This window comes from Serratia sp. CY38905 (assembly GCF_052168875.1).
GTDB lineage: Bacteria > Pseudomonadota > Gammaproteobacteria > Enterobacterales > Enterobacteriaceae > Serratia > Serratia sarumanii.
Genome location: NZ_JBJNLV010000017.1, coordinates 15,268 through 28,076, shown reverse-complemented (window position 1 = coordinate 28,076; position 12,809 = coordinate 15,268). Strand labels below are relative to the sequence as shown.

Sequence of the window (12,809 nt, the reverse complement as noted above, 5' to 3'; positions counted from 1 at the left end):
GCCACCACACAAGGAACATGAGCATAAAATGAAAGTCACTGAACCCGGGCTGAATAAGCTGATCGATAACCTGAACACCCTGATTTGCGAGGACAGCCTGCTCACGCGCCAGGAGCGTGAAACGCTGGTACTGGCCGTCGCCGCTATCGGCGCCATGAAAGCGCGCGTCGGCTTGAAAAAAGGCGATGCGCCGACCGTTGCCAGACGGGAAAAAAGGGAGAAAAAAGACCGCCAGCCTGATCCGCGTTTTCCGCGAGCCGGTCATCCCTGGCAGGAAGACGAAAAAACCTTACTGAGTGATGCGCTCGATTCGGTACCGGACGAAGAGATTGGCAAGCATCTGTTCTGGCTTTCCGAGAAACTGGGCAGAACGCCTTTCAGTGTTGCTTTCCAGATCGCGGCAATCAGGGAGCTGCAGGACGGGTGGGAGGAGCAGTTCAGGGAGATTTCGGATAACATACGCTTGTCCGGTCTGAGCATCAGTGATTATCTTACGCAGAACGGCACGGGCCATAACGCCTGAAAGAAATTTGCGTTATTTGTAAAATTAAATACCATGGAAGCCTCAGGATATAAAAAAATAATGACCAAACAGGAATGGATTTTACGACTACGGCGCTGTACATCGAAGGAAACCCTGGAAAGGGTAATAGAAAAAAATAAATATTCTCTGTCAGATGATGAGCTTGAGCATTTCAATGCTGCGGTTGATCACCGGCTGGCGGAAATGGCAATGGGGAAGTTTTATGACAAAATACCTGCAGGCGTCTGGAAATATGTTAAATAATACAGCCGGCATCAGTCTGTTTGAAGTGGTTTACTGAATTTGGCCACCTGAACAGAGGTGATATGCTCACCTCAGAACAACACAGGTGCCATAATGAAAAAAAGAAATTTCAGCGCAGAGTTTAAACGCGAATCCGCTCAACTGGTCGTTGACCAGAACTACACCGTGACAGATGCAGCCAGCGCTATGGATGTCGGCCTTTCCACAATGACGCGATGGGTGAAACAATTACGTGATGAACGGCAGGGCAAAACACCAAAAGCCTCCCCCATTACCCCGGAACAAATTGAAATCCGTGAGCTCAGGAAAAAGCTACAACGTATTGAAATGGAAAATGAAATATTAAAAAAGGCTACCGCGCTCTTGATGTCAGACTCCCTGAACAGTTCTTGATAATCGGGAAACTCAGGGCGCGTTATCCTGTGGCCACTCTCTGCCATGTGTTCGGGGTTCATCGCAGCAGCTACAAATACTGGAAAAACCGTCCTGAAAAGCCAGACGGCAGACGGGCTGTATTACGCAGTCAGGTACTTGAACTGCATGGCATCAGCCACGGCTCTGCCGGAGCAAGAAGCATCGCCACAATGGCAACCCAGAGAGGTTACCAGATGGGGCGCTGGCTTGCTGGCAGACTCATGAAAGAGCTGGGGCTGGTCAGTTGCCAGCAGCCGACTCACCGGTATAAGCGTGGCGGTCATGAGCACGTTGCTATCCCGAATCATCTTGAGCGACAGTTCGCCGTAACGGAACCAAATCAGGTGTGGTGCGGTGATGTGACCTATATCTGGACGGGTAAGCGCTGGGCGTACCTCGCCGTTGTTCTCGACCTGTTCGCAAGAAAACCAGTGGGCTGGGCCATGTCGTTCTCGCCGGACAGCAGGCTCACCATGAAAGCACTGGAAATGGCATGGGAAACCCGTGGTAAGCCCGTCGGGGTGATGTTCCACAGCGATCAAGGCAGCCATTATACGAGCAGGCAGTTCCGGCAGTTACTGTGGCGATACCGGATCAGGCAGAGTATGAGTCGGCGTGGAAACTGCTGGGATAACAGCCCAATGGAGCGCTTCTTCAGGAGTCTGAAGAACGAATGGGTGCCGGCGACGGGCTATGTAAGCTTCAGCGATGCAGCTCACGCAATAACGGACTATATAGTTGGATATTACAGCGCACTAAGACCGCACGAATATAATGGTGGGTTACCGCCAAACGAATCAGAAAACCGATACTGGAAAAACTCTAACGCGGTGGCCAGTTTTTGTTGACCACTTCAGTGGGTGGTGGTGTTAAGAGCATGCGGTCTGCGTAAGAGAAAGGGGTGAGCATTTTACGCTGCTGTTGCTGCCGGATGCGGCTCGCGCCTTATCCGGCCTATAAATGAGCGTGAAACGCAGGCCTACAAATGAGTGTGAAATGTAGGCCTGATAAGCGAAGCGCCATCAGGAATAAGTGCCAGGTATTACACGCGGAAGTAGCGTGGTGGAATCAACGCGGAAAAGGCGTCGAACTTCTTCACCATCTTTTTCCAGAACAACATAACAACAATCCTCGATTTGAAACATCGGCGCTATTTTAGTCAGCGCCGACAAATCGTAAAGCCTGTCGCCTTGTTCCGTTTCTGGGGTGGTGTAAACCTTTTTGGTCACTGTGTCGTCAAATACGATTGCCGCGAATTTGACGGGGTTGACAATGGCTTACGCCATAAACCAGTAATAAAAGAGACCGACTTTCAGGCCAAGGATCACAATGTAGGCACAGCAGTATTTCATGGTGCCAGACATGATCTGATTGGCCTGACCGTCCATTTTGGTGGCAGAAACCGCGATGGCGATGCTTTGCGGCGAAATCATTTTGCCCCCCGTAGCGCCAGAGGTATTGGCCGCCGCCAGCCAGTTGGGATCGATATGTAACTTGCTGGCAGCTATGGTTTGCAGCTTGCCAAACAGAATGTTCGAGTTGGTATCGCTGCCGGTAACGAACGTGCCCAGCGCGCCAATCACCGGGGCGAGGAAGACGTACGAGCTGCCGGTCAGATCGACAATCGACTGCGCCAGTGTGGAGATAATCCCGCTGAGATCCATCACCGTGGCCAGCGCGACGATCGCCATAATTGCCACGATAGAGTTTTTAAGCTGGAAAATCGTTTTGATAAATACTTCCAGCATCCCGCGTGCGGACGCTCCCTGAATAAAACCGCCGATAATGGTCGCAAAGATAATCAGCATCCCTGGTGTGGTCACCCATTCAACTTTCAGTGCCATCGTTTTGCCGTCAGCCAACGTGAAATGCAGCACCGAAGCCAGTTGGGACGCCGCGCCTTTTATTGTCGGGAACAGCGGCGAACACAGCAGGATAAACACAAAAATAAACAGATAGATAGAGCCCACGCGGAACAACACTTTTGCCGAGCGCGGCGTGGTTTCGCGGGTATGGCTGACCTCAATGCGCCACTCTGGATCGGTTTTCCCTTTGCGCAGGCGACTGACCATCGCCACGGCAAACAGGCTGACCAGGCTACCGGCAAAAGCGGGTAATTCCGCGCCAAGATGGATGGCGACAAAATATTGCGGAATCAGCGTGGAAATGCCGCAAATCAACGTGATCAGAAATACGCCGCGAATGGCTTTCAGGCCACCGCCAATAATGCAGACAATCACAAACGGCAGCAGGATATTAAACAACGCGAGCTGCAAAATAATGGTTCCGCCTAAGGTATAAACCGGCAGATTAACCTGTTCAGCCAGAATAGAAACCGGGATCCCGACCGCGCCGAATGCGGTAGGAACTGTATTTGCCACGAGAGAGGAAATCGCCGCCTTCAACGGGTTGAATCCCAGCGCAATGAGAATGCCGATCGGAATAGCGACCGCCGTGCCATAGCCCGCTGCGGCTTCAAGAAATCCACCAAAACACCATGAAATCAGCAGCACCTGAATACGCTTATCTTCGCTAATGCTGGCGAGAATATCGCGCAAAATATCCAGCGCTTTGGTCGCCTGCATGACGTTATAACTGAAAATAGCGCCGAGGATCACAATCACGATCGGCCATAGTCCCTTCAGTGCGCCATACCCTATCGCGGCTTTCAGATTTTGTACGGGCATTTCCCAGAATATTGCCGATAGTGCAGCGGTGAATACCAAAGAGATCAGTACGGAATAATGGATGGGCATTTTTAATTTCAGTATTAAAAATACCATCAGCAGCAAAGGAGAGAGTGCCAGAGCAAACATTAAATATTCTTGCATTACAATTCCCGATTTACTTTTTTAGACTGAACTATATTTAGGGGGAAGGAAGCTACCTGAATAATAAAATAAAAAATGCTAACTGAATCGCTTCAGTGAAATAAAGTTATAAAGGTTAATAATTGTATAAATAATGTTATTTTTTTATTAAATATGAATAACTACTAAATATTACAACACACATTAGAGTTAATCATTAATAGGTATGGGATGATCTTTGCAATAAATGAAATAAGTGTTTTGGCATCCCCTCAAAGGGCGAGGTATGAATTATATGGCGGTGGTAATTTCATTAAAAAATGTGAGCGGTACCGAAAGAAATAAAATGGGGTATTGCATGTGGATATTGATTGAGGGAATATTCTGCTTTGTCATACAAATGAACTTATAGCCATTTTCACTGGCCCTGATATAAGGAGCGGAGAGCCGCCCTCCATGAAACATACTGATAATAAGACCTTTTTGACGACTCTTACCCAATTGGTTGGCCCTGCTCATATCCTCACCGAACCGTCAAAAACTGCGCGTTACCGTAAGGGATTCCGCTCGGGTCAGGGTGATGCTCTGGCGGTGGTTATCCCCGGCTCTTTGCTTGAACTCTGGAAAGTCCTCAGCGCCTGCGTTGAGGCTGATAAAATAATCCTGATGCAGGCGTCGAACACAGGCCTGACCGAGGGTTCGACGCCAAATGGTAATGACTACGACCGCGAGATCGTCATTATCAGCACGCTGCGGCTGGACAGTCTGCATGTGCTGGATGAGGGCAAGCAGGTGCTGGCTTATCCGGGCACCACGCTGTACTCGCTGGAAAGGGCGCTGAAGCCGTTTGGCCGTGAGCCGCATTCGGTGATCGGCTCTTCGTGCATCGGCGCGTCGGTTATCGGCGGTATCTGTAATAACTCGGGCGGTTCTCTGGTCCAGCGAGGCCCGGCTTACACCGAGATGTCGCTGTTTGCCCGCATTGATGAACAGGGACGCTTGCAGCTGGTCAATCACCTTGGCATTGAGCTAGGTCAGACGCCAGAGCAAATCCTTGCCCAGCTGGATAACAATGTGATTGAAGCCGCGCTCGTCAACCATGACGGGCGTCACGCGCACGATCACGACTATGTTAGCCGCGTGCGGGACATCAATGCCGACACGCCAGCACGTTACAACGCTGACCCGGATCGCCTGTTTGAATCCTCTGGCTGCGCGGGCAAGTTAGCGGTGTTTGCCGTACGTCTGGATACCTTTGAAGCCGAGAAGAACCAGCAGGTCTTTTATATCGGTACCAATCAGACTGATGTCCTGACTGAGATTCGCCGCCACATCCTGGCGAATTTTACAAACCTGCCGGTTGCTGGGGAGTATATGCACCGCGATATCTATGATATTGCAGAGAAATACAGCAAAGATACCTTCCTGATGATCGACAAACTTGGCACGGACAAAATGCCGTTCTTCTTCAACCTGAAGGGGCGTACCGAGGCCATACTTGAGAAGGTGAAGATCTTTCGCCCGCACTTTACTGACCGCGCGATGCAGGCTTTTAGCCATCTGTTCCCGAGCCATCTCCCGGCGCGGATGAAGACCTGGCGCGATAACTATGAACACCATCTGATGTTGAAAATGTCCGGCGAGGGTGTGGCCGAAGCCCAGGCATGGTTAACGGACTATTTTAAATCGGCCGAGGGCGCGTTCTTTACCTGTACCGCGGAAGAGGGCAGTAAGGCGTTTCTGCATCGTTTTGCCGCCGCGGGTGCTGCCATTCGTTATCAGGCCGTTCATTCTGACGAGGTTGAGGATATTCTCGCGCTGGATATTGCATTACGCCGCAATGATACCGAATGGTATGAGAATTTACCGGCGGAAATTGACAGTCAGTTGGTGCATAAACTCTATTACGGCCATTTTATGTGCCATGTATTCCATCAGGATTATATCGTTAAAAAAGGCGTAGATGCCCACGCGTTAAAAGAACAGATGCTGGAATTACTGCGCCAACGCGGAGCGCAATATCCGGCGGAACACAATGTCGGCCATCTGTATAAAGCGCCGGAAAATTTGGCACGTTTTTATCAGAAAAATGATCCGACCAACACTATGAACCCAGGTATTGGTAAAACCAGCAAACATAAAAACTGGGCATGAAATACGACTGAACTTTTGCTTGATATCGCGATATCAAGCGCAATAAACAGAAATGAAGCAATGGAGTAGTTATTGTGAATGTAAATTTCTTTGTTACCTGTATTGGTGACGCACTGAAATCACGGATGGCACGAGACTCCGTATTGCTGCTGGAAAAACTGGGTTGTCGCGTTAATTTCCCCGAGAAGCAAGGGTGTTGCGGTCAGCCAGCCATCAACAGCGGTTACATCAAAGAGGCGATCCCCGGGATGAAAAACCTGATCGCCGCGCTGGAAGACAACGACGATCCGATTATCTCCCCGGCGGGCTCCTGTACCTACGCGGTTAAAAGCTACCCGACGTATCTGGCCGATGAACCGGAATGGGCGCTACGTGCTGAGAAAGTTTCCGCGCGTATGCAGGATCTCACCTCCTTTATCGTCAACAAACTGGGCGTGGTGGACGTTGGCGCCAGCCTGCAGGGGCGCGCTGTGTATCATCCTTCCTGTAGCCTGACCCGCAAACTGGGGGTGAAGGAAGAGCCGCTCACGCTGCTGAAAAACGTGCGCGGACTGGAGCTGCTGACGTTTGCCGATCAGGACACCTGCTGCGGCTTTGGCGGAACGTTCTCGGTCAAGATGGCCGAAATATCCGGTGAGATGGTGAAAGAGAAAGTCTTACATCTGATGGATGCAAAGCCGGAATATTTGATTGGCGCAGACGTCAGCTGCCTGCTGAACATTGGCGGCCGACTGCAACGGGAAGGCCAGCCGGTCAAAGTGATGCATATTGCTGAAGTGCTGATGAGCCGCTGAGGGGAAAGAGATGTCGATAAAAACCAGCGATGTAGAATTTAAACTGCGCATTCGTCAGCAGATAGAAGATCCGATCATGCGCAAAGCCGTGGCTAATGCGCAGGAGCGTATCGGCGCAAATCGGCAAAAAATGGTCGATGAGTTAGGCCACTGGGAAGACTGGCGCGATCGTGCCAGCCAGATCCGCGATCACGTTCTGAGCAACCTCGACGCTTACCTGTATCAACTCTCCGAGAAAGTGACGGAAAACGGCGGGCACGTCTATTTCGCCAAAACCAAAGAAGATGCCACTCGCTACATTTTGCAGGTTGCGCAAAGTAAAAATGCGCAGAAGGTGGTGAAGTCCAAGTCGATGGTGACCGAAGAGATCGGCGTCAACCATGTGCTGCAGGATGCCGGAATCCAGGTGATCGAAACCGATCTCGGGGAATATATCCTGCAACTGGATCAGGATCCGCCTTCGCACGTCGTGGTCCCGGCTATTCATAAAGATCGCTATCAGATCCGCCGCGTGCTGAACGAACGTCTGGGGTATGACGGCCCGGAAACCCCGGAAGCCATGACCTTGTTCATTCGTCAGAAGATCCGTGAGGATTTCCTCAGTGCCGAAATCGGTATTACCGGCTGTAACTTTGCCGTGGCGGAAACCGGCTCGGTGTGTCTGGTAACCAACGAAGGCAACGCGCGCATGTGCACCACGCTGCCGAAAACGCACATTGCGGTGATGGGCATGGAGCGTATCGCGCCGACCTTTGCCGAGGTGGATGTGCTGATCACCATGCTGGCGCGCAGCGCCGTGGGTGCACGTCTGACGGGCTACAACACCTGGCTGACCGGCCCGCGCGAGGCGGATAACGTTGACGGACCGGAAGAGTTCCATCTGGTGATTGTCGATAACGGTCGCTCGCAGGTGCTGGGCTCAGAGTTTCGCGATGTGCTGCGCTGCATCCGCTGCGGAGCCTGTATGAACACCTGTCCGGCGTACCGCCACATCGGCGGACACGGCTATGGCTCTATCTATCCTGGACCTATCGGCGCGGTGATTTCTCCGCTGCTCGGCGGCTATAAAGATTTTAAGGATCTGCCGTACGCCTGTTCTTTATGCACGGCCTGTGACAGCGTCTGCCCGGTGCGCATTCCGTTGTCAAAACTGATCCTGCGTCATCGCCGGGTGATGGCCGAGGAGGGCATTACGCCGAAAGCCGAGCGACGGGCGATCAGGATGTTCGCTTATGCCAATAGCCATCCGGGGCTGTGGAAAGTCGGGATGATGGCGGGCGCGCATGCGGCGAGCTGGTTTATCAATGGCGGCAAAACCCCGCTCAAGGTTGGCGCGATTGGTGACTGGATGGAGGCGCGCGATCTGCCTGATGCTGACGGCGAGAGCTTCCGCAGCTGGTTTAAGAAACATCAGGCGCAGGAGAAAAAGAATGGATAACCGTACCGCGTTTTTAAACACCATCGCCCAGGCGCTGGGTCGCCCGCTGCGTTTCGAACCGCAAGCAGATGCCGCGCCGGTTAACAACTATGCCAACGAGCGCCTGACCGAACTTAGCCCGCAGCAGCGCTGCGATGCGTTTATCCAGTTTGCCAGCGAAGTGATGCTGGCCCGCTGCGAACTGACCAGCGAGGACCAGGCCGCAGACGCGGCGCTGCGCCTGTGCGAAGAATTGGGTCAGCAGCCGGTGGTGCTGAGCGGCGACAGCCGGCTGGTGGAGCTGGGTATCACCGAACGCTTGCAGCAGGAATGCAACGCCGTGGTTTGGGACCCAGCGCGAGGTAGCGAAAATATTACCCAGGCAGAACAGGCGAAAGTCGGCGTGGTGTATGCCGAATATGGCCTGACCGAGTCCGGCGGCGTGGTGCTGTTTTCCGCACCGGAGCGCGGGCGTTCCCTGAGCCTGTTGCCAGAGTCCTCGATTTTCGTGCTGCGTAAAAGCACCATCCTGCCGCGCGTGGCGCAACTGGCAGAAAAGCTACATCAGAAAGCACAGGCCGGTGAGCGTATGCCATCATGCATTAATATCATCAGTGGACCCAGCTCGACGGCGGATATTGAGCTTATCAAGGTGGTTGGGGTGCATGGCCCGGTGAAAGCGGTGTATCTGATTATTGAGGATTGTTGAGGCAGGATGGAAAACCGCTCTGGCGCTATAGGCCAGAGCGGTATCGACGTTATGCAATCATGCTGATGATCAACACGATTATCAGGCCAACCACGGAGTTTACCAGCTCCAGCAGACCCCAGGTTTTCAGCGTATCCTTCACCGACAGGTCAAAGTAGCCTTTGAACAGCCAGAACGAAGCATCGTTGATATGGGTCAGGGTGTTGGAGCCGGCCGCTGTTGCCAGCACCAGCAACGCCGGGTCGACGCCCACCAGTTGACCGGTTGCCGGGTCGAGGATCGCTGCGCTAATAATCCCCGCCGCCGTCATGGCTGAGACCACGCCCTGACCCGTTGCCAGACGAATCAGCACGGTTATCAACCACGCCATGATGTAGGGAGAAATATTACCGTGCGACATCAGCATGCCGATGGTATCGCCGATGCCGGTAACCGGTGCGACTGTTACCGGCCTTGTGTCGTCTAACCATTCATCAAAACGGCCCATTCTGTGCCTCACTGACGGGGTTAATTTGCGTATGTGAGCACTGTATGGAGATTGTGAATTGCAGAGGCACTAATTATTTTCAGTTTCCAACTTGTCAACTCTGCGGGAGTGCGATATTATGTTTCCAAGATGGAAACACAAGGAGAGCGAAGGATGCACATTGTATCGAGAGCACCTTTCGATACAGCCACCAGGCAATTCCCCAATCAGGCAGCGGCACTAGACGACGTATACCGGACTTTGAAGAGAGAGAACTACACTTCACCGGACGAAATGAAAAAACGATTTGCCTCGCTGGACAGAATGAAATATCGGGAGAAGTGGTGGGTGATCGATGTTGGCGGTGGGAATTTAAGGGTGATGTTTTTTGCTGATTTTGAACGTGGGAAAATCTTTATAAAGCACATAACCACACACGCCGAATACGACAAGCTGACAGATTTTTACCGGAGAACTAAAGAATGATGTACACCGATGCTATCCAGGCGGCAAACAGCCTGGTTAGCATTGTCCCCCTCCTGGGGGGCAATGCCTCTCGCAAGGACTATGAAGACGCGCTGACGCTGGTTGAATACCTGGTTGAACACGAGCCAGATCATCCGCTGGTGGACATGCTGGTTGCGAAAATTGCCCAGTATGAAGATGAGGCGGAAGAGTTCGCAGAGTTCAACGACCGTATTGCAGCGTTACCAAGTGGCGTGGCCCTGCTGCGTGTCCTGATGGACCAGCACAAACTGACTCAGAGTGATTTTGAGGAAGAGATTGGTAAGAAATCGCTGGTGAGCCGCATCCTTAACGGGACTCGCTCACTAACACTAGATCACATGAAAGCACTTGCGCGGCGCTTCAACATTCCGCCCAGCTCATTCATGGACGCGTAAAACAGCCCCCTGACCGAAAGGTTGGGGGCTTTTGTATTAACCCCTGCCTTTGTTTTTCACGTAGTCCAGGAAGCGTTTCTCGGCATCCTGACGTGATACACCAGTCATTACCATCGCATCAATAAACGCCTGGCGTTCCACCTTGAAACGGTCGGCGAGCTGCTGCAGCAGCACCTTGTTTTTATCCTGCTCGGCTTTAAGCTTTTGCTGACTTTCTTCTGCCTTTGCCCGTTGTTTTTGCGTCATTTTCCGGGCTTTTAACAGTTTGTCGCTGAGGGTGCGTAGCTTTGTACTGTCTCGCGCAATCTGATTACCCAGCGCTTTCTGGCGGCGCTGGTATTTATCCCACTCCTGACGCATCGCCCCCTGGTTAGTCTGTGAGTTACGGTTCTTGTTGAATCTTTTCCGGTCTTCCTCAGTGAAATGCTTAGTAGTACGTCGTTTGTCGTCACCGAACCCTACACGTTTAGCGGCCTGCAGCATGGCCTGACCGATCCGCAATTGCCAGCTTGCCGACTGGAGTCGGGTCATTGCGTGGATCACGTGCTTACAGGCGATCCCTTTGAGATTAGGGTTACGGATTTTGGGGAAGGCATATTCTTTTGGCGGTGCCAGGGCAAAGTTACCGGCGGTCGCGATGTAGCGATACCAGTATTGATGACGACCACAATCACAATCGAAGGATACGCGACCGGCACACAGCTTTTTCGTCACTTTTACCGCGCTAGTCTCATCCCCCAGCTCATCAATCAGTGAATCCCATTCCTCAAAGCGCACTTTTACGCGGTGATGCTGGTCTTCTGAGCGATCTGAAGCCTCCACGCTGACTGTGACGACGTTATGTTTCAATGATGAAGGCACGGCGCGCTTAATGCCGGAACCGTCGTCTACGGCGTTGTTAGCACGTTTAACGTCGATCGCCTCACTTCCGGCTATGAGCTGGGCATAGGTGATCCCGGCTATGCCTGAATTGAACGTCTGTCGAATATCCTTGCGGCGACCTTCAAATGCCTTTAGATCTTCGACGGTGAAGAACGTACCGCCTTTTTTCTTCTTGCCCAGCGAGATGATATCTTCGGCTGTTTTGTTCTTCAGTGAAAACGGCGTCAGAGTGCGGCGAGCGGCGCGGCGCTTGCTTCGCTTATCCTTCTCAATCTGGTTGAATAGGCGTTCGAACTCGCGCGCGCTTAGGCCTTCTGTCTGGTATCGCCCGTTACTGGCGCGGGGAAAATCAGCCACTGATTAACTCCACTGTTCCCGACGCATAGTCTCGCATCCGGTCACGTATCCAGGCCACCGGCGGCACGGTTAACGTTATGCCAACCGGCATGGCTTCAGTTTCAGATTCATGCCCCACCAGCAGGCGGAATACCCAACGTAATTCTTCATTGCCGTAACAGCGAAACGCCGACAAATCAGAACGGTAAACCTCATCTGGCTTGATGGTGTAAGAGATGTTGTCGGCGCTGTAGCTGGTGGCCCGTGCAATGACTTCCTGATGAAACAATGCCAGCAGGATAGGATCGTCAATTGTGCGGTCATCCAGGCGGTTGTAACTCATAGAATGACCTCGTTATCACTGATCCGCTGCCCGGTTAGCGATGGCGGAACTGCGCTTGCGCTGGTCACTTCCTGATGCTTAATGAGGTTCCCGAAAACGCGTAATAGCGGGTGCTGCTCGCGTTCTTCGCTGCCGCCGGTCATGGCTTTGATGTACGCAGCTGAGGTGACAGGATGGTATACCGTGGCAAAACAGCACATGATCGTGAGCAGATGCTCAGGTCGAATATCCTGCCAGTTGATGTGATACACCTCGTCACCGGCGGCGTTGTAATCAATGTCCACGATAGAAGACGGGATCTCATATGCGCCGGGGTTTTTCTCAGGAAGAGAAATGGCTTTCTGGAGGCGCAATTCGTTGTAGCGCTCGATGCCGACGAGAACGGCTGCGCGCGAGTCTGTATGTCGCGTCTTCAGTGAAACATGGTGAGCGCCGCTTTCACTAGCAATGGTCCCACTGGTTTCATCCACCAGTACCTTAAAGTCAGCTTTAAGCAGCTTCTCGATGGCGGGGATCACCTTTACTCGTTGTTGTTTTAATGAGTTGGGGAGTGATTTCGGGATGCTCATTATCAGGTTGTTGTCATCGTCATAGATGGCAGTGACATAGAGCGGGTTTGATGTTGAGAGACTGAAAACAGCTATTTTTTGACTCAATTTTCTATCCTCCAGAAAGCAAAAAGGCCGCGATTGCGGCCCCTTACTGGCTATTGATGTTCCCAACCGCGCTAAAGCAGGAAGTTAAATTGTCAAAAGTACCCTCAAGGGAACACAAAAGCTGCGAGGATTTTATGCG

Annotated in this window: 13 protein-coding genes and 1 pseudogene; 9 read left to right on the top strand and 5 right to left on the bottom strand. The window is 52.1% G+C overall.

Annotation, left to right across the window (positions count from 1 at the left end; all coding sequences use genetic code 11):
- Window positions 1-28: 28 nt before the first annotated feature.
- The 3 genes from ACJ8MK_RS23555 (at window position 29) to ACJ8MK_RS23545 (ending at window position 2,049) form a co-directional block, all read left to right on the top strand.
- Window positions 29-523, top strand: coding sequence for a hypothetical protein (locus tag ACJ8MK_RS23555; protein WP_004213594.1), 495 nt, complete (start codon window positions 29-31; stop codon window positions 521-523).
- A gap of 60 nt (window positions 524-583) precedes the next feature.
- Window positions 584-787: an HHA domain-containing protein gene (locus ACJ8MK_RS23550; protein ID WP_004150739.1), complete on the top strand. Its 204-nt coding sequence runs from the start codon at window positions 584-586 to the stop codon at window positions 785-787.
- A gap of 93 nt (window positions 788-880) precedes the next feature.
- Window positions 881-2,049 (top strand): IS3-like element ISEc52 family transposase gene (locus ACJ8MK_RS23545; protein WP_087530307.1). Its coding sequence is split into 2 segments (ribosomal slippage): window positions 881-1,130 and window positions 1,130-2,049, totalling 1,170 coding nucleotides; the frame shifts between segments, so codons are not numbered across the junction.
- Window positions 2,050-2,478: 429 nt separating this feature from the next.
- On the opposite strand, the gene ACJ8MK_RS23540 is transcribed toward ACJ8MK_RS23545, so the two are convergent.
- A complete protein-coding gene (locus ACJ8MK_RS23540) occupies window positions 2,479-4,032 on the bottom strand; it encodes an L-lactate permease (protein WP_020324174.1) in 1,554 nt (517 codons plus the stop codon).
- A gap of 435 nt (window positions 4,033-4,467) precedes the next feature.
- On the opposite strand from ACJ8MK_RS23540, the gene dld reads away from it, so the two are divergent.
- From dld to ACJ8MK_RS23520, 4 genes are all read left to right on the top strand, one after another.
- Window positions 4,468-6,165 (top strand): D-lactate dehydrogenase, encoded by a 1,698-nt coding sequence (gene dld, locus ACJ8MK_RS23535; RefSeq protein WP_047670018.1) that lies wholly within the window; start codon window positions 4,468-4,470, stop codon window positions 6,163-6,165.
- A gap of 74 nt (window positions 6,166-6,239) precedes the next feature.
- Window positions 6,240-6,959, top strand: a complete 720-nt coding sequence (locus tag ACJ8MK_RS23530; RefSeq protein ID WP_001102107.1) for a (Fe-S)-binding protein — start codon at window positions 6,240-6,242, stop codon at window positions 6,957-6,959.
- Between the two features lie 10 nt (window positions 6,960-6,969).
- Complete coding sequence (locus ACJ8MK_RS23525) at window positions 6,970-8,397, top strand: LutB/LldF family L-lactate oxidation iron-sulfur protein (protein WP_000023895.1); 1,428 nt, start codon at window positions 6,970-6,972, stop codon at window positions 8,395-8,397.
- On the top strand, window positions 8,390-9,085 hold the full coding sequence (locus tag ACJ8MK_RS23520; RefSeq protein ID WP_004118595.1) for a LutC/YkgG family protein: 696 nt from the start codon (window positions 8,390-8,392) through the stop codon (window positions 9,083-9,085). Before ACJ8MK_RS23525 ends, ACJ8MK_RS23520 begins: the two co-directional genes overlap by 8 nt.
- 49 nt (window positions 9,086-9,134) lie before the next feature.
- On the opposite strand, the pseudogene ACJ8MK_RS23515 reads toward ACJ8MK_RS23520, so the two are convergent.
- Window positions 9,135-9,515: pseudogene (locus ACJ8MK_RS23515) on the bottom strand (GntT/GntP/DsdX family permease); the annotation flags it as partial.
- Window positions 9,516-9,725: 210 nt separating this feature from the next.
- On the opposite strand from ACJ8MK_RS23515, the gene ACJ8MK_RS23510 reads away from it, so the two are divergent.
- Together ACJ8MK_RS23510 and ACJ8MK_RS23505 are read left to right on the top strand one after the other, a co-directional pair.
- Window positions 9,726-10,037 carry a type II toxin-antitoxin system HigB family toxin gene (locus tag ACJ8MK_RS23510; RefSeq protein WP_004118600.1) on the top strand — a complete coding sequence of 104 codons (312 nt, stop codon included), beginning with the start codon at window positions 9,726-9,728 and terminating at the stop codon, window positions 10,035-10,037.
- Window positions 10,034-10,453: a helix-turn-helix domain-containing protein gene (locus ACJ8MK_RS23505; protein WP_000990392.1), complete on the top strand. Its 420-nt coding sequence runs from the start codon at window positions 10,034-10,036 to the stop codon at window positions 10,451-10,453. Before ACJ8MK_RS23510 ends, ACJ8MK_RS23505 begins: the two co-directional genes overlap by 4 nt.
- A gap of 36 nt (window positions 10,454-10,489) precedes the next feature.
- Here ACJ8MK_RS23505 and ACJ8MK_RS23500 read toward each other — a convergent pair whose 3' ends face one another.
- From ACJ8MK_RS23500 to ACJ8MK_RS23490, 3 genes are read right to left on the bottom strand one after another with little or no spacing between them, the layout of a single operon-like run.
- Window positions 10,490-11,692 carry a hypothetical protein gene (locus ACJ8MK_RS23500; protein ID WP_003031541.1) on the bottom strand — a complete coding sequence of 401 codons (1,203 nt, stop codon included), beginning with the start codon at window positions 11,690-11,692 and terminating at the stop codon, window positions 10,490-10,492.
- Window positions 11,685-12,014, bottom strand: coding sequence for a hypothetical protein (locus ACJ8MK_RS23495; protein ID WP_004118613.1), 330 nt, complete (start codon window positions 12,012-12,014; stop codon window positions 11,685-11,687). The genes ACJ8MK_RS23500 and ACJ8MK_RS23495 overlap by 8 nt, the downstream gene beginning before the upstream one ends.
- A complete protein-coding gene (locus tag ACJ8MK_RS23490) occupies window positions 12,011-12,670 on the bottom strand; it encodes a hypothetical protein (protein WP_000078540.1) in 660 nt (219 codons plus the stop codon). Before ACJ8MK_RS23490 ends, ACJ8MK_RS23495 begins: the two co-directional genes overlap by 4 nt.
- Window positions 12,671-12,809: the final 139 nt, after the last annotated feature.

What these genes read in the sequence shown, in the direction of transcription:
- ACJ8MK_RS23555 (WP_004213594.1), top strand. Translation starts at nt 29, where the DNA reads ATGAAAGTCACTGAACCCGGGCTGAATAAGCTGATCGATAACCTGAAC.
- ACJ8MK_RS23550 (WP_004150739.1), top strand. Translation starts at nt 584, where the DNA reads ATGACCAAACAGGAATGGATTTTACGACTACGGCGCTGTACATCGAAG.
- ACJ8MK_RS23540 (WP_020324174.1), bottom strand. Translation starts at nt 4,032, where the DNA reads ATGCAAGAATATTTAATGTTTGCTCTGGCACTCTCTCCTTTGCTGCTG.
- dld (WP_047670018.1), top strand. Translation starts at nt 4,468, where the DNA reads ATGAAACATACTGATAATAAGACCTTTTTGACGACTCTTACCCAATTG.
- ACJ8MK_RS23525 (WP_000023895.1), top strand. Translation starts at nt 6,970, where the DNA reads ATGTCGATAAAAACCAGCGATGTAGAATTTAAACTGCGCATTCGTCAG.
- ACJ8MK_RS23520 (WP_004118595.1), top strand. Translation starts at nt 8,390, where the DNA reads ATGGATAACCGTACCGCGTTTTTAAACACCATCGCCCAGGCGCTGGGT.
- ACJ8MK_RS23510 (WP_004118600.1), top strand. Translation starts at nt 9,726, where the DNA reads ATGCACATTGTATCGAGAGCACCTTTCGATACAGCCACCAGGCAATTC.
- ACJ8MK_RS23505 (WP_000990392.1), top strand. Translation starts at nt 10,034, where the DNA reads ATGATGTACACCGATGCTATCCAGGCGGCAAACAGCCTGGTTAGCATT.
- ACJ8MK_RS23495 (WP_004118613.1), bottom strand. Translation starts at nt 12,014, where the DNA reads ATGAGTTACAACCGCCTGGATGACCGCACAATTGACGATCCTATCCTG.